Annotated in this window: 15 protein-coding genes; 8 read left to right on the top strand and 7 right to left on the bottom strand. The window is 69.6% G+C overall.

What is annotated here, in order from left to right:
* Positions 1–2 precede the first annotated feature (2 nt).
* The 3 genes from AT701_RS01705 to AT701_RS01695 all read right to left on the bottom strand — a co-directional run bounded on the left by AT701_RS01705 (position 3) and on the right by AT701_RS01695 (position 2884).
* Positions 3–1883, bottom strand: a complete 1881-nt coding sequence (locus AT701_RS01705) for a WXG100 family type VII secretion target (RefSeq protein WP_058125016.1) — start codon at positions 1881–1883, stop codon at positions 3–5.
* A gap of 2 nt (positions 1884–1885) precedes the next feature.
* Positions 1886–2185, bottom strand: coding sequence for a hypothetical protein (locus AT701_RS01700; RefSeq protein WP_058125015.1), 300 nt, complete (start codon positions 2183–2185; stop codon positions 1886–1888).
* A 66-nt stretch (positions 2186–2251) separates the two neighbouring features.
* Positions 2252–2884 carry a TetR/AcrR family transcriptional regulator gene (locus AT701_RS01695; protein ID WP_003891685.1) on the bottom strand — a complete coding sequence of 211 codons (633 nt, stop codon included), beginning with the start codon at positions 2882–2884 and terminating at the stop codon, positions 2252–2254.
* A gap of 50 nt (positions 2885–2934) precedes the next feature.
* Between AT701_RS01695 and AT701_RS01690 the strand changes: the two genes are divergently transcribed.
* Positions 2935–4098, top strand: a complete 1164-nt coding sequence (locus AT701_RS01690) for an amidohydrolase family protein (RefSeq protein ID WP_058125014.1) — start codon at positions 2935–2937, stop codon at positions 4096–4098.
* 11 nt (positions 4099–4109) lie between these two features.
* On the opposite strand, the gene AT701_RS01685 is transcribed toward AT701_RS01690, so the two are convergent.
* Positions 4110–5273, bottom strand: coding sequence for a glycoside hydrolase family 3 N-terminal domain-containing protein (locus AT701_RS01685; protein ID WP_058125013.1), 1164 nt, complete (start codon positions 5271–5273; stop codon positions 4110–4112).
* Positions 5274–5377: 104 nt separating this feature from the next.
* Between AT701_RS01685 and AT701_RS01680 the strand changes: the two genes are divergently transcribed.
* Complete coding sequence (locus AT701_RS01680; protein WP_003891682.1) at positions 5378–5551, top strand: DUF2613 domain-containing protein; 174 nt, start codon at positions 5378–5380, stop codon at positions 5549–5551.
* A 34-nt stretch (positions 5552–5585) separates the two neighbouring features.
* A complete protein-coding gene (locus tag AT701_RS01675) occupies positions 5586–9830 on the top strand; it encodes an alpha-(1->3)-arabinofuranosyltransferase (protein ID WP_011726878.1) in 4245 nt (1414 codons plus the stop codon).
* Positions 9831–10104: 274 nt separating this feature from the next.
* Here the strand turns inward: AT701_RS01675 and AT701_RS01670 are convergent, their stop codons facing one another.
* Together AT701_RS01670 and AT701_RS01665 are read right to left on the bottom strand one after the other, a co-directional pair.
* Positions 10105–11067, bottom strand: a complete 963-nt coding sequence (locus AT701_RS01670; protein ID WP_003891679.1) for a R2-like ligand-binding oxidase — start codon at positions 11065–11067, stop codon at positions 10105–10107.
* Between the two features lie 39 nt (positions 11068–11106).
* Positions 11107–12708 carry an MFS transporter gene (locus tag AT701_RS01665; protein WP_058125012.1) on the bottom strand — a complete coding sequence of 534 codons (1602 nt, stop codon included), beginning with the start codon at positions 12706–12708 and terminating at the stop codon, positions 11107–11109.
* A 109-nt stretch (positions 12709–12817) separates the two neighbouring features.
* On the opposite strand from AT701_RS01665, the gene AT701_RS01660 reads away from it, so the two are divergent.
* The 5 genes from AT701_RS01660 to AT701_RS01640 all read left to right on the top strand — a co-directional run bounded on the left by AT701_RS01660 (position 12818) and on the right by AT701_RS01640 (position 19059).
* A complete protein-coding gene (locus AT701_RS01660; protein WP_058127493.1) occupies positions 12818–13138 on the top strand; it encodes a GNAT family N-acetyltransferase in 321 nt (106 codons plus the stop codon).
* Between the two features lie 76 nt (positions 13139–13214).
* On the top strand, positions 13215–13661 hold the full coding sequence (locus tag AT701_RS01655) for a VOC family protein (protein WP_058125011.1): 447 nt from the start codon (positions 13215–13217) through the stop codon (positions 13659–13661).
* Positions 13662–13742: 81 nt separating this feature from the next.
* A complete protein-coding gene (locus tag AT701_RS01650; protein ID WP_058125010.1) occupies positions 13743–16535 on the top strand; it encodes a helix-turn-helix transcriptional regulator in 2793 nt (930 codons plus the stop codon).
* A 57-nt stretch (positions 16536–16592) separates the two neighbouring features.
* Positions 16593–17570, top strand: coding sequence for a phosphotriesterase family protein (locus AT701_RS01645; RefSeq protein ID WP_058125009.1), 978 nt, complete (start codon positions 16593–16595; stop codon positions 17568–17570).
* Between the two features lies 1 nt (position 17571).
* Positions 17572–19059 carry an AMP-binding protein gene (locus AT701_RS01640; protein WP_058125008.1) on the top strand — a complete coding sequence of 496 codons (1488 nt, stop codon included), beginning with the start codon at positions 17572–17574 and terminating at the stop codon, positions 19057–19059.
* Here AT701_RS01640 and AT701_RS01635 read toward each other — a convergent pair.
* A complete protein-coding gene (locus tag AT701_RS01635; RefSeq protein ID WP_223496060.1) occupies positions 19022–20140 on the bottom strand; it encodes an acyltransferase family protein in 1119 nt (372 codons plus the stop codon). The two genes, AT701_RS01640 and AT701_RS01635, sit on opposite strands and share 38 nt — an antisense overlap.
* Positions 20141–20149: the final 9 nt, after the last annotated feature.

The following is a 20149-nucleotide window of genomic DNA, read 5'->3' as shown; positions in this document are numbered from 1 at the left end:
CCTCATCTCACCGGCACCCGCGGCCCGAGTCCAGGATTGTCCGTCACGCGCGGATTATCCCACGGATGCTGGCGCCTTTCGTAGGTTCCGTTGTCATCCCATGGCAGCCGGGGCACCTTGGGCGCGGCGCCCGCCTTCGCCTGATCGGCGGCCTCGTCACGGAAGTCGCCGTCGTCGCCGAGATCGATGTCGACGTAGTTGGTTTCGATGCCGCGCTCCACATAGCCGGTCGCCTCGCCACCGCTGATGACCGCCACCATGTTCTTGAACGCATCGGAATCGTAGTCGTCCCAGTACTTTCCGTGCCCATCCGGCCCGACGATGACCTGGTTGGGATGCGCGCCCTCATCGCCGTAGTAACCCGTGTCCAACCGCGTGACGCCGGGGATGTTGTCCGGGTCGGTCGCCGACGGCAGGCCGCCCAGCGGGTTGCCGATCCGTCCGTCGGTGTTGTGCGGTATGCCCGGGATGGAATCGACGCCCGGGACACTGGAGATCGCCACGTCGCGCGGCAACGACTGGACAAGGCTGATCGGGTCGCCCGGTGCGGTCATCGAGAACCGCTGCACATCGGGGTTCGGGTTGGTGTACTCGCCGCTGAGGATCCCGGTGCCTGCCGACGACGCATGCAGGACACGGTCGGCGCGCAGCCCCATCTGTTCGGCGGTCCCGACGATGGCGCCGCCGTAGGAGTGGCCGATGTAGGTGACGGGGGTGTCGGGAGCGCCGATGCCCACCTCGCTGTCGATCTCGTGGCCGAACGACACGAGTTTCGGCGCCATCGACGCCGCGTAGGCCGGGTCGGCCGCCTTGTCCAGGCCCTGCGGGAAGTCACCGTCCATGTAGAGGAACACCGGAGACCCGGACTGTTTGGACAGTTCCACCGCCGACGCGTGATTCGAGCCGCTGCCGTTGAGGTTCGTGTTGGTGCCCGGCACCACGACGCCGACGCCCTTGATGCCCGGCCTGATCTCCCCGATCATCTCGATCATGCGCCCGTTGCCGTCCGGCGAAAACGCAACGAACTTGCGCGGCACCAGTTTTCCGGTTCCCGCCGGATCCTTGATCGGGGTCAGCATGGCCTGTAACTGCTGCACCCTGGCCTGATCGGGCGACGGCTTGGCCAACTCCTCCTCAAGGGCGTTGCGGATGTTGATGTCATTGGCCTCGATGCGGGTCTCGAACGGCACGCCGTCGGTGTTGCCCATGGTCTCCGGATCGGCGAGCACCATCTCGTGCACGGTCTCGGGGCTCAACCCCGCGAGGAACTCCCGGCGCTCGTCGGGCGTCATGCCCGCGAGGCGGTCCACGAGCGCCTTGGCGTTGTTCGGCGGGAGCGACGCGGGCGCGGGCCCGTGGGCGGTCAGTCCCGCGACCGCGTCGCGGATCTGCGCTCCCACAGTCACATCGGTGGCGTCGAACTGCGCCAGCATCGCCTTGAGTTCGGCCGAAGCCCGAGCGGCGAGCGCCTCGAGCATCACGCGTTGCACCGGGCTGACCTTGGCGAAGAAGTCCAGCACGCTGCCGGGGCGGATCGACACCGTGCCGTCGTCGGCGACCTGCCACCCCTGCGCGTGCAACTGGTCGACGTGGTTCACGATCCGGTCGCGCTGCTGCGCCAGGTCGGCACCGCCGGTCTGCAGCGCAGACTGCAGCGTGGTGAGCGAATCGTGCAACCGCCGCATGTGCTGCAGCGACCGTTCGGCGCTTTCGATCGCGGCGTCGGCCGACGCGCCGTTCCACCCGCGGCGCAGATCGTCGATGACCGCCTGCTGCCGGTCCATCTGGGTTTGCAGCAGGCCCGCGCGGTTGCCGATGTCGGTGCCCGCCCGCACGAGCGCATCCGGGTCGGACGAGCGGACCTCGGAGATGGAACCCGGCATGGTCAGTCCATGGTTCGGATCAGCCGGTGTGCCTGCGCACAGTCGGTGCCTTCGTAGGCCGCGGCGGCCGCCGACAGCTTGTCCGCGTGGGCGGCGACCTCGTCGGCGGCGGCCTTGACCGCCGCATCCACGATCACCGCGGCATGTCCGCAGGCCTTGCCGCTCTGCAGGCGCGGCAGCGCTGCGACCGCGGCACTCAGCAGATCTCCGACACCGAGGGCCGCGACGGCCGTGCCGAGCGCGACCTCTTCCGCGGCGGCCGAGCGCAGTTGACCTGGAGCAACTTTCAGCGGTGAGCCCACTCCAGCAGCCTAACGCCACTTATGACCGCGCCCGTGCGGCAATTTTCTCGGCCTGTGGAGAACCGGCTATCCCGAGCTTCCCGCCGACACCGGCGGGGTCCCGGCGTCGGACGGCGTGCCCTTCAGACCGCGCCAGAACAGGTTGATCATCAGTTCGGCCGCCTCGTCGACGTCGGCGTCGCCCGTGCTGACCCGGGTGGCGATCGCCTCCCCCGCGCCGACCAGCGCGACCGCCATCATCTCGAAGTCGCTGTCGGGCTGGGGGTTACGTGTGCCGGTGCTGAGCAGACGGGCCACCAGGTCGATGATGCGTTCGCGCCCTTCACGCACGGTGTGCGCGAACGCCTGCGAACTGGTCGCCTGCGTGTAGAGCACCATCCACGAGGCCCGGTTGCGGTCGATGTAGGTGAGGAACGCCAGCACCGCGGTGCGCAGCAGTTCCTTGGGGCTCTGGCTGAAGTCGATCTGGCCGCGCACGGTGTCGACGAAACGGCTCAGTTCACGGTCGAGACAGGCCCCGAACAGTTCCTCTTTCGAGCCGTAGTACAGGTACAGCATCGGCTTCGAGATCTCGGCCGCCGCGGCGATCGCATCCATGGATGTCTCGTGGTAGCCGTTCACCGAGAACATCTGCACGGCCGCATCGAGCATCTGTTGCTCACGCACGGCGCGCGGCAGCCGCTTGGTTCCACCTGCCATCCCCACAGGGTAACCCGCCCACCGGAAACGCCTGACCCGATACTGGGAGCATGGACGTCTTCGACGGGGTCACGAACGAGGTGCCCGACGAACTGGCCGAACGTCTGCGCACGGTCGGTCTGATCGATCACCACGTCCACGGCGCGAGCGCCGTACGCGTCGGCCGCGCCGAGTTCGAGGCATCGATCAACGAGGCCTCGACCGCTCCGGTGCCGGATTTCATGACCCAGTTCGACTCGCCGCTCGGCTTGTCGATCCGGCGTTGGTGCGCACCGGTTCTTGGGCTGCCCGCGCACGCGGGTGCCGACGAGTACTTCGCCCGGCGCAGCGAGTTGGAGCCGGAAGAGCTGTCGTCGACCCTGCTCGCACACGCAGGCGTGGAACACTGGATCGTCGACACGGGCTTCGCGGCGGACAGCATCACCACGCCCGAACGGCTCGCGGCGCTCAGCGGCCGGCCCGCCTCGGCGATTTTGCGGCTCGAGCGGCTGGCCGAGGATATTCTCGAATCCGATTCTGGTGCAGATACTTTCGCCGACCTCTTCCGCAGCGCGCTGGACGCCGCCGCACAGTCGACGGACATCGTGGGCGCCAAGACCATCGCCGCCTACCGCACGGGTTTCGACATCGACTGGGCGCGGCCGGGTGACGACGACGTGGCCGCTCGTGCCCGCGCGGCGGCCGACGGACCGGGACCGCTGCGGCTGCAGGATCCGGTGCTCGTCGCGTTCGGCGTGCACGAGGCCGCCGAACGCGGCCTCCCCGTGCAGGTGCATGTCGGGTTCGGGGATCGCGACCTGGACCTGCACCGCACCGACCCGCTGTTGCTGTTGCCGTTGTTGCGTTGCATGGCCCCGGTCCCGGTGCTGCTGTTGCACTGCTATCCGTTCCACCGCCAGGCCGGTTACCTCGCGCAGGCGTTCGACCACGTGCACTTCGACGTCGGCCTGGCCGTGAACCACCTAGGCACACGATCGGTCGGGCTGGTCGCCGAGGCGCTGGAGACGGCGCCGTTCGCCAAGCAGCTGTACTCGTCGGACGCGTACGGACCGCCCGAACTGCATCTGCTGGGGTCGGTGCTGTGGCGCCGCGCGATGGGGCTGGTGCTCGGCGGGTGGGTGCGGGCCGGGGACTGTACGGAGATCGACGCGATCAGGATCGTCGAGCTGATCGGCGCGCAGAACGCCGCGCGGGTGTACGGGCTCGGTCGGTGAACCGGGCGGCGTCAGCCGCAGCGCAGCGGGCCCTTGACCGCGGCGTTGCGCTGCAGCGAGGCGTCCACCGCGCCCTGGTTCAGCTCGCCGGACGCCAGCGCCTGCTCGAGCCGGTCGAGCACCGCGGGCACCTCGGCCGTGGTGATCCACAGCGCGTTGTCGGCGCCGGCCTGCAGGGCCCGCAGCACGGCGTCGGCGACGCCGTAGCGCTGGTTGATGGCGCCCATGCTGGACAGATCGTCGGTGTAGACCAGGCCGCCGAAACCCGGGCCGCCGTAGCCACCCGAGCGCAGCAGGTTGTAGGCGGCGGGGCTCAGGCTCGCCGGATCGGAACCGGTCAGGCCCGGTACCTGCATGTGGCCGACCATGACCGCGACCGGCGCCTGCCCGGTGAGCGTGCGGTACGGCACGAGATCGTCACCCATCAGGACATCGAGCGGCGGCGTGGTGACCCCACCGGTGTGGGAGTCACCCGAGGCGTGGCCGTGGCCCGGGAAGTGCTTGAGCACCGGCAGCACGCCCGCGTCGCGCAGGCCACGCGCGTAGGCGCCTGCGTACTCGGTGACGACCGCGGGATCGGAGCCGAACGAGCGATCCCCGATCACGGTGTCGGCCGCGGCGTCGGTGACGTCGACGACGGGTGCGAAGTCGACCGTGACACCCAGGTCGCGCATCTTGCGGCCGCGGTCGAGCGCGATGCCGTACACCTCGTCGGCGGTCTTGGTGCGCGCGAGCTCACGGGCCGAGGGCTGGCTGCCGATCAGCGACGCCAGCCGCGACACCCGGCCGCCTTCTTCGTCGACGCTGACCGCGAGCGGCAGCGGCGCCGCCGACGCCGCGATGTCGCCGAGAGACCCGTCGGTGAGCATCGACAGGTCCGTCCAGCTGCCGATCATGATGCCGCCGACGTGGTGATCCGCTACGACGGCACGCGCGTCTGCGGCGTCGGTCACGCCGACCGTGAGCAACTGGGCGAGCTTGTCGCGGGCGGGCAGCGCGGCGAGGTCACACGTCGCGGGGGCCTCGAGAAGCGGCGCGGTGGTGGCCATGGGCTGCATGTCGGGCGAACCGGAAGGCCCAGTTGAGGGGCCTGCGTCGGGCGGCGCGGCCGGCGAGCAGGCCAGCAACAGTCCGGACAGCGCTACGAACGTCGCGAGCAGACGCGGTGAAGCCATGGGCCCCGACCCTAGCCGGTGCCCGGGCCGGAATCGATCTTTTGGGGCCCGGCACCTTCGCTGGGACGTCATGGGCATTGCTGTCGCCGTGTTAGGTTGGCCGGGTGAACCGGTTCGTCGTACCCTCTGCGGCCAGCATTGTGGTCGGCCTGTTGCTGGGCGCGGCCGCCGTCTTCGGAGTGACGCTGATGGTGCAGCAGGACACAAAGCCTCCTCTGCAAGCGGGCGATCCGGCGTCCTCCGTTCTCAACCGGGTCGAGTACGGCGACCGTTCTTAGTCCGGCCCCGCCGCTGTCGCGGCGCTGGCTGTGGGTGGTCGCCGCGGCGACACTCGTCCTGACATTCGCCCAGTCACCGGGACAGATCTCACCCGACACGAAACTCGACCTCACGGCGAACCCGCTGCGGTTTCTGGCCCGTGCGTTCAATCTGTGGAACAGCGACCTGCCGTTCGGGCAGGCGCAGAACCAGGCCTACGGCTACCTGTTCCCGCACGGCACGTTCTTCCTGCTCGGCGATGTGCTGGGGGTTCCCGGCTGGGTCACGCAGCGCCTGTGGTGGGCGCTGCTGCTGACGGTCGGGTTCTGGGGTGTGCTGCGTGTGGCCGAAGCACTGGGGATCGGCAGCACCCCGTCGCGGCTGATCGGGGCGGCCGCGTTCGCGCTGTCGCCGCGGGTGCTCACGACGCTCGGCGCGATCTCGTCGGAGACCCTGCCGATGATGCTGGCGCCGTGGGTTCTGTTGCCGGTCATCCTGGCCCTGCGCGGGCAGCATTCGGTGCGCCTCATGGCGGCCCGCTCGGCCGGTGCGGTCGCACTCATGGGTGCCGTCAACGCCGTCGCGACCCTCACGGGATGTCTGGCCGCGGTGATCTGGTGGGCATGCCACCGCCCGAACCGGCTGTGGTGGCGGTTCACGGCGTGGTGGCTGCTGTGCGGTGCGCTCGCCGTCACGTGGTGGGTGGTGGCGCTGCTCATGCTGGGCCGCATCAGCCCGCCGTTCCTCGACTTCATCGAGTCGTCGGGCGTGACGACGCAGTGGATGTCACTCACCGAGATGCTGCGCGGCACCATGAGCTGGACGCCGTTCGTCGCGCCGTCGGCGACTGCAGGCGCGTCGCTGGTGACCAGCACGACCGCGGTGCTCGCCACCACGGTCGTGGCCGCGGCCGGACTGGCTGGGCTCGCGCTGCGGACCATGCCTGCCCGCGGCCGGCTGATCACCATGCTGTTGATCGGCGTGGTGCTGCTGGGCCTCGGCTATTCGGGTGGGCTCGGTTCGCCGGTCGCGCTTCAGGTGCAGGCGTTCCTGGACGGCTCGGGCACCCCGCTGCGCAACCTCGCGAAACTGGAACCGGTGATCCGGCTGCCGCTGGCGCTGGGCCTGGTGCACCTGCTAGGGCGGATCCCGCTGCCCGGCAGTGCGCCGCGGGCGGTGTGGGTCAGCGCGTTCGCGCATCCGGAACGCGACAAGCGGGTCGCGGTCGCGATCGTCGTCCTCTCGGCGCTCGCGGCGGGCACGTCGCTGGCGTGGACAGCGCGCCTGACGCCGCCCGGCTCGTTCACCGCGATCCCGCAGCACTGGCATGACGCGGCCGCGTGGCTCGACGAGCACAACACCGACCGGGGCCGGGTCCTGGTGGCCCCTGGCGCCCCGTTCGCGACCCAGGTGTGGGGCAACAGCCACGACGAGCCGCTGCAGGTGCTCGGCGACAACCCGTGGGGCGTCCGCGATTCGATCCCCTTGACACCGCCCGAGACGATCCGCGCACTGGACTCGGTGCAACGCCTGTTCGCCTCCGGCCGGCCGTCCCCAGGACTGGCCGACACCCTTGCGCGACAAGGGATCTCCTACGTCGTGGTACGCAACGACCTGGACCCGGACACCTCGCGGTCCGCACGCCCGATCCTGGTGCACCGGGCCGTGGAGGGCTCACCTGGTCTGACCAAGGTGGCCGAGTTCGGCGATCCGGTCGGGCCGGGCACGCTGGAGGGTTTCGTGGCCGACAGCGGTCTGCGGCCCCGGTATCCGGCGGTCGAGATCTTCCGCGTCGAGCCTGCCGACGCCGGTTCCTCTCAGCAGCGCTCGCCCATGCACCCCTACCTCGTCGACAGCGACGCGATGACCCGGGTGGCGGGTGCCCCCGAGGCGCTGCTGCGTCTCGACGAGCGGCGCAGGCTCAACGGGGAACCCCCGCTGGGGCCGATGCTGCTCGCGGCCGACGCCCGTCGCGCCGGTCTGCCGGTCGACGGTGTGATCGTCACCGACACGCCGACGGCCCGCGAGATCGACTACGGCCGCGTCGACGACCACGCATCGGCGATCCGCACCCCCGACGACGCGCGGCACACCTACAACCGCGTGCCCGACTACCCGTCCGACGGCGCGGATCTGGTCTACGGCAAGTGGACCGGCGGACGGCTGTCGGTGTCGAGTTCGGCGGCGGACTCCACCGCACTGCCGTACGTCGCGCCTGCGACCGGACCCGCCGCGGCCATCGACTCCGACAGTTCGACGGCGTGGGTGTCCAACGCGTTGCAGGCCGCCGTCGGCCAATGGCTTCAGGTGGATTTCGACCATCCGGTCACCAATGCCACGTTGACCATCACACCGAGCGCGACCGCGGTCGGCGCGCAGGTCCGCCGCATCGAGATCGCCACCGCGACCGGAACGAGCAGCCTGCGCTTCGACACCGCGGGCAAGCCGCTGACGATCCCGCTGCCGGTCGGTGAGACGCCGTGGGTGCGGGTCACCGCGGTGGCGACCGACGACGGTTCGCCGGGTGTGCAGTTCGGCGTCACCGACCTCGCGATCACGCAGTACGACGCTTCGGGCTTCGCGCATCCGGTCACGCTGCGCCACACCGTCGAGGTGCCCGGCCCGCCGGCGGGTTCGGTTGTGCAGCAATGGGATCTGGGCACCGAACTGCTGGGCAGGCCGGGCTGCGCGGACAGCCCGGTGGGCGTGCGGTGTGCCGCCGCGATGGCGCTGGCCTCCGAGGAACCCGTGAACCTGAGCCGCACCCTCACGGTGCCGCAGGACACCGAGGTGCAGCCCACGGTGTGGATCCGGGGGCGTCAGGGGCCCAACCTCGCCGATCTGGTGGCACAACCGGACACCACGAGGGCATTCGGCGACTCCGACCCGATCGACGTGCTCGGCTCGGCCTACGCCGCGACCGACGGCGATCCGCGGACGTCGTGGACCGCGCCGCAACGCGTCGTGCAGTTCCAGACCCCGCCCACGCTCACGCTCAAACTGCCGAGACCCACCGAGGTCTCGGGTATGCGGATCGTCCCGGGTGACACCGAGCCGCCCGCGCATCCCACGCTGGTCGCGATCGACCTCGGCGACGGACCCCAGATGCACCGTCTTCCTGCCGACGGCGAGCCGCGGACAGTGACGCTCAAACCCCGCGTCACCGACACCGTGACGGTGTCGCTGCTGGCCTGGAACGACATCATCGACCGCACGTCGCTGGGTTTCGACCAGCTCAAGCCTCCCGGGCTGGCCGAGCTCACGGTGCTCGACGGACGCGGGGCGCCCGTCGGCGCGGCCGATGCGGCCAAGAACCGGTCGCGCGCGGTGGCACTGCCGTGCGGCCAGGGCCCGATCATCGCGGTCGCCGGCCAGTTCATCCAGACGTCGGTGCACACCACGGTCGGGGCGCTACTGGACGGCGAACCGATCCCGGCACGGCCGTGCCGGTCCGAGCCGGTCAAGCTGCCCGCGGGCCAACAGGAGCTGGTGGTGAGCCCCGGCGCCGCTTTCATCGTCGACGGTGTCGAGCTGCCGACCCCTGCGGCCGACGAGATCCGTTCGGCGCCCACGACTTCGGCCGAAACCGGAACGTGGACCGCCGACCGTCGCGAGGTGCGCGTGAGCGCCGCGGCGCAGCAGCGCGTGCTCGTGGTGCCCGAGAGCGTCAACCGTGGTTGGTCCGCGCACGATCCCGCCGGTGCGGAACTGCAGTCCGTGACGGTCAACGGGTGGCAGCAGGGCTGGGTGGTCCCGGCGGGCACCGAAGGTACGGTGACGCTCACGTTCGCGTCGAACATGCCGTACCGCGTCGGACTGATCGGCGGACTGGCACTCCTGCCGCTGCTGGCACTTCTGGCACTGATCCCGGTGCGCAGGCCCGTGCGGGCCGCCGCGCCCGCGCGGCCCTGGAACCCGGGCCCGGTGCTGACCGGCGCGGCGGCGCTGGTGGCAGGCACGGCGATCTCCGGGGTGGCCGGCCTGCTCGTGGTCGGTGCCGCGATGGGCGTGCGGATCCTTCTGAACAGACGCGGCGCCGCGGGCGAAAAAGTCTGGGACAACGTCACGGTCGTCGTGGCGGCGGGCGGTCTGATCCTCGCGGGTTCGGTGCTGAGTCAGTACCCGTGGCGGTCGGTCGACGGCTACGTCGGCCACACGCCCGGCGTGCAGTTCCTCGCGTTGCTCTCGGTGGCGTTCCTCGCGGCCTCCGCGGTCCGCCTGGTGAACCGTCCGGAGCCGAGCGAAGACGGCCGATCAGCTAAGCCTGAACACACCGGAGCATCCGCTCACGCCGGTTAGCCAATCCTTGCCACCTCAACTGGTTGACAGCGAGCCGGTGCAGTACTTACGGTGATCGAACGCGCTGTTTCGGCGGCATCGAGGTTTGCTGACCGGGGGAGAACAGACGTCGGTCAACGATGAGCGCGCAACCGGGTTCTCACCGCGGTCCGCTGTCGTTTCAGCAAATCCGGCGAGTCGTCGGCACGAACCCGGGCACGCACAGCGTGCACAAGGGCTGTGGTGTCGGCGACGGAGGGGTTCGCCGACACCACAGCGAGCATTTCGGTTCTGTTCAGTTCGCGGCGGCCGCGGCCGCTTTGACCGCCGTCAGCGCACGCTCGTCCTCGTCGGCGAACGTGTCCTCCAACTGCAACGGTGTGTAGTCGACGTCGATCTCGGCCAGTGGGCGCCCACGTGCGCTGCTGATCGTCCCGAACCGGCGCATCCCCCGATCGCTGGAGTACTGCAGGAACTCGCCCTCCTCCAGCCCGAACGGGATGTCGTCGCCGTACAGCGCGAACCCCTCCTGCGTGAGGCGCAGCGCAACCGGGATGAGCTCGTTCATGTGGGTCTCGAACACCGCCCAGTTGGCGTCGTCGGCCGCGACGTGGCGGCGGCACGTGAACGTGCCCCACGCCATGTGCCTGCGCTCGTCGTCGCCGATGCGGCGCACCAGTTCCTGCATGCCGGGAAGAATGCCGCGGTCGACGCAAATGCGGTGCCAGGCATAGTAACCCGTCAACGCGAGCATGCCCTCGACCACGTGGTTGTACACCACAGAGGCACGCACCTGCGCAGCCGGGGACGGATCGGAGGTGAGCGCTTCGAGGGCCGCGGGCAGCTCCTCGCAGAAGATCTGGACGTAGGCGGGCACCTCCTCGATGAGGGAGTGCAGGTCGTCGGTGACCCCGACCGCGTCCAGCCACATGCGGAACACCTGCGTGTGCTTGGCCTCCTCGAACGCGAACTGCGTCAGGTACATCTCGTCGCCGAGTCGACCCTCTGCGCGCATCGCCGACATGAACGGCTGGATGTCCTTGGTGACCGCTTCCTCGCCTGCGATGAACTCCGCGCACAGGCGCGTCGCGTACTCGCGTTCACGCTCGGTCAGCGCCTCCCAGTCGGCCCGGTCGCGTGAGAAGTCGATGTCGGCCGGGTCCCAGAACTTGGCGTTGCCGCCCGCGAAGAGTTTCAGGGGCAGGCTGCTCCAGTTGAGACCGCCGGCCCTGATGGAGTCGAAGTGTGTCCGCGTCATCGACGACCTCCTGAATGTGCTGAGGTGACACAGTTCACACTAATGCGTCTTGGCGGCGATGAGGTGCTGCGAGGTGGGTTCTCCGACCGTGAACCGTCTGACCGTCTCTTCCACGAGCAGATCGTGGCCGGTCAGCCGGGTGTGGTGCTGACGCAGATGTTCCTCCCACGACCGGACGATGAAGGCCTCCACGAAGGTGCCCGCGTGCTCGCCGCTGCGGAACAGCTGCCACTGAGATGCCCCGGTGCGCTGCCGCGACCGGCCGAGCGCGGCCATGGCCTCGAAGAACCCGGTTTCCTGTGCCGGCTCGACACGGTAGGACACCAGGACCACCACGGGACCGTCCAGGGGTTCGGGTTCGAAGATCAGCGCGGGTTCCGGCCAGTGCGCCGACGGTGTCATGTCCAGGTTGCCGGTGCGTGCGTGCAGGGGCCACCAGATCGCCGAGACCGCGCACACACCCATCAGACCGGCACTGACCAGAAGCGCCGTCACACTGCCCGCCGCACCCGCGATCAGGCCCCACAACAGCGAGCCGAGCGCCTGCCCGCCCATGAACACCAGTTGGTAGACCGAAAGGCCGCGCGCACGCACCCATCCGGGCAGGCTCAGCTGCATCGAGGCGTTCAGCGTCGAGAGCGCCAGCAGCCATGCGGTGCCGCCGAGGACGAGGGCCAGGAGCACCACCGCGACGTTGTGTACCAGCGCCAGCACAACGGTCGCACCGCCGAAGCCCGTCGCGGCCACGACGAGCAGGGTGTTCAATTCGTACATCTTCTGCAGTCGGCCCAACACGAACGCACCGCAGACCGCGCCGAGCCCCAGCGCCCCGAGCAGCACGCCGTAGCCCGACGACGTGAGGTTCAGCTGGTCCTTGGCGATCACCGCCAGCAGGCCCCACAGGGCGCTGCCGGGCGCGATGAACAGCACGGTCCGCAACAGGATCCGTCGCACGATCGGGGCGCTGCGGATGTACCGGCCGCCGGCGCTGAGGGCCGCCAGTGGACGCTCGGCGGGCAGCATGCGTTCGGCGGCCGGGCGGCGCCACAACAGCAGCACCGCCACGATCCCGACGAACGACACCGCGTTGAGCGCGAACACCAGGGTGGGGCCCGACAGCGACACCAGGGCTCCCGCGATGGCCGGGCCGATCGCGCGCGCACCGTTCATGCTCATGCTCCCCAGCGCGGCAGCGGCCGGGATCTGTTCACGCGGAACCAGATCCGGCTGGATGGCCTGCCACGCAGGCGCGGTGAGCGCCTGACCGCAGCCGATGAGGAACAGCAGCGTCAGCAACACCGTGGGAGTCGCCAGACCGGCGCCGGTGAGCATCGCGAGCGACGCCACGCCCGCGGCCATGGCGCCCTGCGCGGCGATGAGCAGACGCCGCCGATCGACCAGGTCGGCCAGCACGCCCGACGGCAGCGCCAGCAGCATCACCGGCAGCGTCGTCGCGGTCTGCACCAACGGCACCAGAACCGCCGCGCGCGGATCCCCGACGAGCATCCACTGCGCTCCCACGGTCTGGATCCAGGTGCCCAGGTTCGACACGAACTGGGCGATCCACAGTGCGCGGTAGATGGGCGAGGCCAGCGGAGCCCACGTCGACGTGGCGCCCATCGCCGGTGTCGTTGTCGTCATGAGTTACCTCGTCGGCCCACCGCAACAACATTGCCAGGCCCGGGCGGCGCCAAACGGCGGCATGACCGACACGGTCATCCGGTGGCACTCCACAGGCATAGTGGGAACCATGGCCGAAATCCGTGATGTCCCCGACGCCCACCACTACGAACTCACCGTCGACGGTGAGCACGCAGGCAAGCTGCTCTATGTCGACATCGGAGATCAGCGCGTCTTCCACCACACCGAGGTCGACGACAAGTTCAGCGGGCGGGGTCTCGCGGGTGAACTCGTCTCGGCCGGACTCGGCGACACCAGGGCGGCAGGCAAGCGCATCGTCGCGGTGTGCCCCTACGTGGCGAAGTACGTGTCGAGACATCACGATTTCGACGACGTGCTCGATCCGGTGACCCCTGAGGTGACCGCGGCGGTCGAGCACGCCGAGGGCTGAGCGGGTCGAGTCGCCTTGACCTCAACCGCCATTGAGCTTCTAGCGTGGCGTCGTTGACCCACGAGATGGAGGTGACATGGCGATCACACCCACCGAGACAGCGCGCGAGCACACGTGGCCTGCCGATCTGCGCGTGGCGCAGGTGCGCGTCGCACGCCCGACCGACAAACTCGCCGAGGTGGAGCGGTTCTATGCCGGGATCCTCGGACTGCCGGTGCTGTACCGCTTCTCCGACCACGCCGGGTTCGACGGCGTGATGCTCGGGCTCCCCGGCAGCCGGTATCACCTGGAGTTCACCAGCAGCCACAGCGGAAGTCCCTGTCCGGCACCGTCGAAGGAGAATCTGCTGGTTCTCTACTTCGAGACCGAAACCGCGATGTACGACGTCGTCGAACGCCTCGCCGCGCACGGGTGCGAACCCGTGCCCGCCGAGAATCCGTACTGGACCGACCACGGCGCGCTCAGCTTCGAGGATCCCGACGGCTGGCGTGTGGTGCTGGTACCGAAACCCGTGGTGCTCTAGCAGTGCCGCATCTGCCCTGGATCACTACTATCTCCTCGAGGGGTGGGTGTCCGCCGACGGCGGACGTGAAGGACGGACGCTGTGGACATTGCCGGGCGCGGGCAGCCCCTACACGGACGCGCCGCTGAATGCGACGCGTTGCGCCGGTTGATCGCCGACGTCCAGTCGGCGCAGAGCCGGGTTGTGGTGGTGCGCGGTGAGGCCGGGGTCGGCAAGACCGCGTTGCTGGATTTCGCCGCGCAGCACGCCAAAGGCTTCCGCATCACGCAGGTAGCGGGCGTCGAATCCGACATGGAACTCGCCTACGCGGGCCTGCAGCAGCTCTGCGCACCCCTGATGAACAACCTCGACGATCTGCCCGAACCTCAGCGCGACGCACTCGCGGTGGCCTTCGGTCTGGGCGTGGGGCAGACTCCGGACCGCTTCCTGGTCGGGCTCGCGGTCCTGAGCCTGATGGCGGCCGCGGCGGACGAGAAGCCTCTGTTGTGCATCGTCGACGACGCGCAGTGGCTCGATTCCGTGTCGGTGCAGACCCTGGCATTCGTCGCGCGCCGTCTCCTCGCCGAACCGGTCGGCCTGATCTTCGCGGTGCGTGACCATGGCGCACCCGCGCTCACCGGATTGCCTGAGCTGTTCGTCGACGGTCTGAGCGACATCGACGCCCGCGAACTACTGGACTCCGTGATTCTCGGCCGCCTCGACGAACGGGTGCGTGACCGGGTGGTGGCCGAGACACGCGGGATTCCCCTTGCGCTGCTGGAGGTTCCGCGCACCATACCCGCTGCCGAACTCGCGGGTGGATTCTCCACGATCGCAGGCCGCCGCTCCGCGGGGCGCGTCGAGGACAGCTTCACCAGCCGGGTCCGGTCGCTGCCGGACGAGGCCAGGCAACTGCTGCTGCTGGCAGCAGCGGAGCCGATCGGGGACGCCGCGTTGTTCGTGCGCGCCGCGGCGCACCTCGGTGTCGCGGTGCCCGCACTCGCGCCCGCCGAGTCGGCCGGTCTGATCGAGTTCGGCACTCGGATCCGCTTCCACCATCCGCTGGTCCGCTCGGCGGCGTACCGGGCGGCGAGCGTGGAGGACCGGCGGGCCGCCCACCATGCACTCGCCGAGGCCACCGACGCGGTGACGGACCCCGACCGGCGGGCCTGGCACGCCGCCAACGCCGCGGCGGGACCATCCGACGCGGTCGCCACCGAGCTGGAGGCATCGGCAGGCCGCGCCCAGACCCGCGGTGGGATAGCGGCGGCAGCAACATTTCTCGAGAGGGCCGCAGTGCTGAGCGCGGATCTTCACCTGCGGGGCGCACGGGCCGTCGCCGCCGCACAGGCCAAACGGGACGCCGCCGACCTCCAGGCGGCCTACGAACTGCTGGCCATCGCCGAACTCAGTCCGCTGTCGGACCTGCAACGCGCACAGATCGCGCGGTTGCGCGCCCAGATGGAGTTCAGCCACAGCCGTCGCGAGGATTCCGGCCCCGCACAACTGCGGGACGCCGCGGCCATGCTGCTCGACGCGGCCCGGCGTCTGGAGAGTCTCGACGACGAACTGGCCCTTCAGACCCATCTCGAGGCGATCGCGGCGGCCATGTACGCAGGCCACCTCGGCGCGCCGGACGCCCTGCTCACCACCGCTGCGGCCGCGCAAGCCGCCGTCGACCGGCTCGCCTCACGTGACGATCCGATCGCCCTGCTGCTCGACGGCGTCGCCAAATGCCTCACGGGCGACGTCGGCGATGCTGCCGTACCACTGCGAAAAGCGCTGACTGCGTGGTGTTCTGCTGCCCAGCACGGAGACGGCGCGGTGTTGCCGTGGATCTTCGTGGGGTACCCGATCGTGCAGGAGTCCGCCGTCGGCGAGTTGTGGGACGACACGCTCATGGAGCGCCTCGCCGATGCCATGGTGCGTTACACCCGAGACGCCGGGGCCCTGGCGATCCTGCCTGCCGCGCTGTCGTGCCGGGCCGGCGCCCACCTGCTCAGCGGTGAATTCGGCACGGCGGGAAACCTTCTGGACGAAGCCAATGCCATCGCGGTCGCGATCGCCGACCAACCGCTGCGGTACCACCGGCTGCACCTGGCCGCGTGGCGCGGATCGACCGCGGAGACCATCGCGATGATCGACTCCGCCACCGCGATGGCCCACCGCAACGGCGAGGGCAGGTTGCTGGCCGTGCTCGGCTATTTCGCGGCGCTCCTGTACAACGGCGCGGGTCGTTACGAAGAGGCCTACGCCGCGATCCGACCGGCCTGCAGCACAAAGAACCTCGGGTTCGGCGGCTGGTCTCTGGTCGAGCTGATCGAGGCCGCGGTGCACACCGGCAGGCGCGAGGCCGCAGAGGAGGCCGCCGACCGGCTCGCGGCGCAAGCCGGTGCCAGCGGTACGGACTGGGGTCTGGGCGCGCTGGCCGGCGCGCGGGCGATGCTGGCCGACCACGACACGGCCGACGCGTTGTTCACCGAGGCGATCGAGCGTCTGCAGCGCACGCGCATCGCCGTCGAACTGGCGCGCACGCACCTGCGGTACGGCGAGTGGTTGCGGCGCGTCAACCGGCGCCCGGACGCGCGTCGTCACCTCGGCGTCGCCTTCGACATGTTCACACGGATGGGCGCGGCAGGCTTCGCCGAACGCGCACGCCGCGAACTGACGGCCACGGGCGAGAAGGTGCGCAAACAACCGGTGAGCTCAGGCGACGAGCTGACCGCGCAGGAAGCCCAGATCGCGCGCCTGGCGGCCGACGGGCTGACCAACCAGGAGATCGGCTCTCAGCTGTTCATCAGTACCCACACCGTGGAATGGCATCTGCGAAAGGTGTTCGTGAAGCTGGGCATCGGCTCACGCCGGCAGCTGCGGACCATCGAGTGGGCCGGCTGACCACCGGACCGGCCGAATCCGCCCCGACCCACGGTCCGGCGATTTAGCATCGGCGGGATGCCGACAGTCAACACCGCCGCCGGAGCCATCGACACGGCCGACCTGGGTGTCACGCTCATGCACGAGCACGTCTTCATCATGACCACCGAGGTGATGCTCAACCATCCCGAGTCCTGGGGCGACGAGCACAGGCGTGAAGCCGACGCCATCGCGCGCCTGGGTGAACTCAAGGCGCGCGGCGTCGACACCATCGTCGATCTCACGGTGATCGGGCTCGGCCGGTACATCCCGCGTATCGCGCGAATCGCCGAGGCGACCGAACTCAACATCGTCGTCGCGACCGGGCTCTACACCTACAACGACATCCCCATGACGTTTCACTTCCGCGGGCCCGGCACCGCCCTGGACGGTGACGAACCGATGGCCGAGATGTTCGTCCGCGACATCGAGAAAGGCATCGCCGACACAGGGATCAAGGCCGCAATCCTCAAGTGCGCCACCGACGAACCCGGCGTCACCCCCGGGGTCGAGCGTGTGCTGCGCGCCGTCGCGGCCGCGCACCGCCAGACCGGGGTGCCCATCTCGACGCACACCCACGCCGCGACGCGCCGCGGCCTCGAACAGCAGCGCGTCTTCGCCGAGGAGGGCGTCGACCTGTCCCGCGTGATCATCGGCCACTGCGGTGACACCACCGACATCGGCTACCTCGAGGAACTCATCGCCAACGGTTCCTACATCGGCATGGACCGGTTCGGCGTCGACGTGTTCCTACCGTTCGAACAGCGGGTCGCGACCGTGGCGACCATGTGCGAGCGCGGCCACGCCGAACGCATGGTGCTGTCCCACGACACCTGGTGCTACTTCGACGCATTGCCCGACGAACTGACCACGGCCGCACTGCCGAACTCTCACTATCTGCACATCCACAACGACGTGATCCCCGCCCTGCGGCAGCGCGGCGTCACCGACGAACAGATCACCACGATGCTGGTGGACAATCCGCGCCGGATCTTCGAGCACAAGGGCGGCTACTGACATGACAGACAAGGGTTTCGACGTCCCACCGATCGGCACCCAGGTCGCACACCTGGCCGCGGCCGACCCTGACCGTCCCGCGGTGTCGTGTCAGGGACGCACCCTTTCACGCGGCGAACTCGACCGCAGCACCAACAGGCTTGCCCGCGCGTACGCCGAACTCGGTGTGCGACAGGGTGATTACGTGACCATCTGCCTGCACAACTCGATCGAGTGGGTGCAGGCGACGCTGGCCACCTGGAAACTCGGCGCGGTCCCCCAACCGCTGTCGCCACGCATGCCCGACGCCGAGTTCGAGGCGATCCTCGGGCTGAAACGACGCGCGCTCGTGGTGGGTCGCGACCCTGGTGGTGACATCTCCTGGGTGCCGGGCGATTTCGAACCCGGCCCGGGCCTGGCCGACGACCCGCTGCCCGAGGCGGTGTCGCCGACCTGGAAATCGATCGCCTCGGGTGGCAGCACGGGCAGGCCCAAACTGATCGAGGCGGGCGGGGACGGTCGGGTGCCGGCACTCATCGGCGCGCCGCTGGGCGCCGAACCCGACGACGTCACGCTGATGTCGGTGCCGATGAGCCACAACACAGGCTTCACGACGTTCGCGATCGCGTTGTTGATGGGCCAGCACCTGGTGCTGATGCCGCGTTTCGAACCGGCGGAGTTCCTGCGGCTGGTGACCTCCCACCGTGTCACGTTCCTCACCACGGTGCCGACCATCATGCAGCGCCTGCTGCCGGTGTACCGGGCCGAACCGGATGCCTACGACCTGACGTCGATCCGCAGGTTCTGGCACGTCGGCGCGCCGTGTCCGCCCGCGGTCAAACAGGCCTGGATCGATCTGCTTGGCCCGCAGGTGGTGTGGGAACTCTACGGCGGCACCGAACTTCAGGCACTGACCTTCATCTCCGGTGAACAGTGGCTGACCCATCCGGGATCGGTGGGCGTCGTGGTGGCCGGTGAGATGAAGGTGCTCGACGACGACGGCAACGAGTGCCCGCCCGGGGTCACCGGCGAGGTGTACATGCGTCCGTCACCCGGAAGCGCACCGACCTACCGTTACGTGGGCACGACGGCGAAGAGCCGTGACGGGTGGGACTCGCTGGGGGATCTCGGATATTTCGACACCGACGGATTCCTGTACCTCAACGACCGCCGCGTCGACATGTTCACCGTCGGCGGCCGCAACGTCTATCCGGCCGAGATCGAGGCCGCGCTGTCGGCACACCCCGAGGTGCTGTCGTGTCTGGCGGTGGGAATCCCGCACACCGACCTCGGTCAGGTGCCCCACGCGCTCGTGCAGACCGCACCCGGTTCGACGCTGGACGCGGCGGGGCTGCGGGACTTCCTGCGCGACGCGGTCTCGTCGTACAAGGTGCCGCACACCATCGAGTTCGTCGACGAACCCCTGCGCGACGACGCGGGCAAGGCGCGCCGCACGGCGGTGCGCGACGCCGTCATCGCGCGGCTGGGGCGGGCTCCGGCTGCTCGGTGATCGAACTGTCCAGCGGCGGCACCGGGCGGCTGTGGCGGTACTCCCACCGGCGCAGCGCCTCGCGGCACGGCGACTCCACGAGCGCGTAGCTGACGGCGGCGAGCGCGAAGCCGAACACCAGCGTGAGGATCAGCACGACGAGCATGCGGCCGTTGAACAGGAACTCGCCCAGCATCGGGAACACCATCGCCAGCGCCGCCAGATGCCACACGAACAGCCCGTAGGACCAGCGGCCCAGCGTCACCATCACGGCGCTGCCGAGAATGCGGTGCCGTGTGCCGGGGTGATCGAGCACCAGGGGCGCCAGCAGCGCCCCCGCCACCACGGCACCCATCGCGGTCTTGAGCATGACCTGCCCGACCGACCCGGGGTGCAGACCTTCCTTACCGGCCAGCGGCGACGCCGCGATCGCGAACGCCACGACGGCGATGGCGGCCATCAGCACACGGCGCCGGGCCAGGCGGTGCACCCGGCCGTAGTGGCTCACGGTCAGCTCGGCGAGCACCATGCCCGCGGCGAACCACGAGAAGAACGCCGGTGGCCAGTTCCACGGGTTGTGCCCGGTGTCACCCGCGAACGGGATGCACACCCACAGCAGGCTCAGCGCGGCGACGGCGGTGATCACGCCGATCCGGGCGCGCACCGGCAGCCTGCGCGCCAGCAGCGCGAGCAGCGGCAGGGCCAGATAGAAGCTGACCTCCACCGACAGGCTCCACATCTGTGTCAGCCCGGCCGTGAGCGTCAGCGGCACGTAGATCTGGGTGAGGGTGAGGTTCGCCAGCCACACCGTGAGATCGGCCTTGGCCTCCGGCAGCAGCAGCAGGATCACGATCACCGCCACCACGTAGCCGGGCATGATGCGCACGATCCGGGAGCGCAGGTAGTGCCCGGTTCTCGGCCGGGGGCGCAGTCCGCGGGCCGCGGCGGCGTGCCCGCGCCACAGCAGGAAGCCCGACAGTGCGAAGAACACCGCGACGGCCAGGTCGAACCGGCCGAAGATGCGTCCGCTGATCCCGCCGGTGTGGCCGGTCTGGAACGCGACGTGGGTGAGCACCACGCCCATGGCCGCGCATGCGCGCATACCTTCGAC

This window comes from Mycolicibacterium smegmatis, from assembly GCF_001457595.1.
Taxonomy (GTDB): domain Bacteria; phylum Actinomycetota; class Actinomycetes; order Mycobacteriales; family Mycobacteriaceae; genus Mycobacterium; species Mycobacterium smegmatis.
This window is presented reverse-complemented; position numbering and strand designations above follow the sequence as displayed.

Bases quoted from the DNA above. Each gene is read 5' to 3' on its own strand.
- AT701_RS01695 (WP_003891685.1), bottom strand. From the start codon at position 2,884: ATGGCAGGTGGAACCAAGCGGCTGCCGCGCGCCGTGCGTGAGCAACAG.
- AT701_RS01665 (WP_058125012.1), bottom strand. From the start codon at position 12,708: ATGACGACAACGACACCGGCGATGGGCGCCACGTCGACGTGGGCTCCG.
- AT701_RS01690 (WP_058125014.1), top strand. From the start codon at position 2,935: ATGGACGTCTTCGACGGGGTCACGAACGAGGTGCCCGACGAACTGGCC.
- AT701_RS01660 (WP_058127493.1), top strand. From the start codon at position 12,818: ATGGCCGAAATCCGTGATGTCCCCGACGCCCACCACTACGAACTCACC.
- AT701_RS01655 (WP_058125011.1), top strand. From the start codon at position 13,215: ATGGCGATCACACCCACCGAGACAGCGCGCGAGCACACGTGGCCTGCC.
- AT701_RS01685 (WP_058125013.1), bottom strand. From the start codon at position 5,273: ATGGCTTCACCGCGTCTGCTCGCGACGTTCGTAGCGCTGTCCGGACTG.
- AT701_RS01640 (WP_058125008.1), top strand. From the start codon at position 17,572: ATGACAGACAAGGGTTTCGACGTCCCACCGATCGGCACCCAGGTCGCA.
- AT701_RS01705 (WP_058125016.1), bottom strand. From the start codon at position 1,883: ATGCCGGGTTCCATCTCCGAGGTCCGCTCGTCCGACCCGGATGCGCTC.
- AT701_RS01670 (WP_003891679.1), bottom strand. From the start codon at position 11,067: ATGACGCGGACACACTTCGACTCCATCAGGGCCGGCGGTCTCAACTGG.
- AT701_RS01645 (WP_058125009.1), top strand. From the start codon at position 16,593: ATGCCGACAGTCAACACCGCCGCCGGAGCCATCGACACGGCCGACCTG.
- AT701_RS01635 (WP_223496060.1), bottom strand. From the start codon at position 20,140: ATGCGCGCATGCGCGGCCATGGGCGTGGTGCTCACCCACGTCGCGTTC.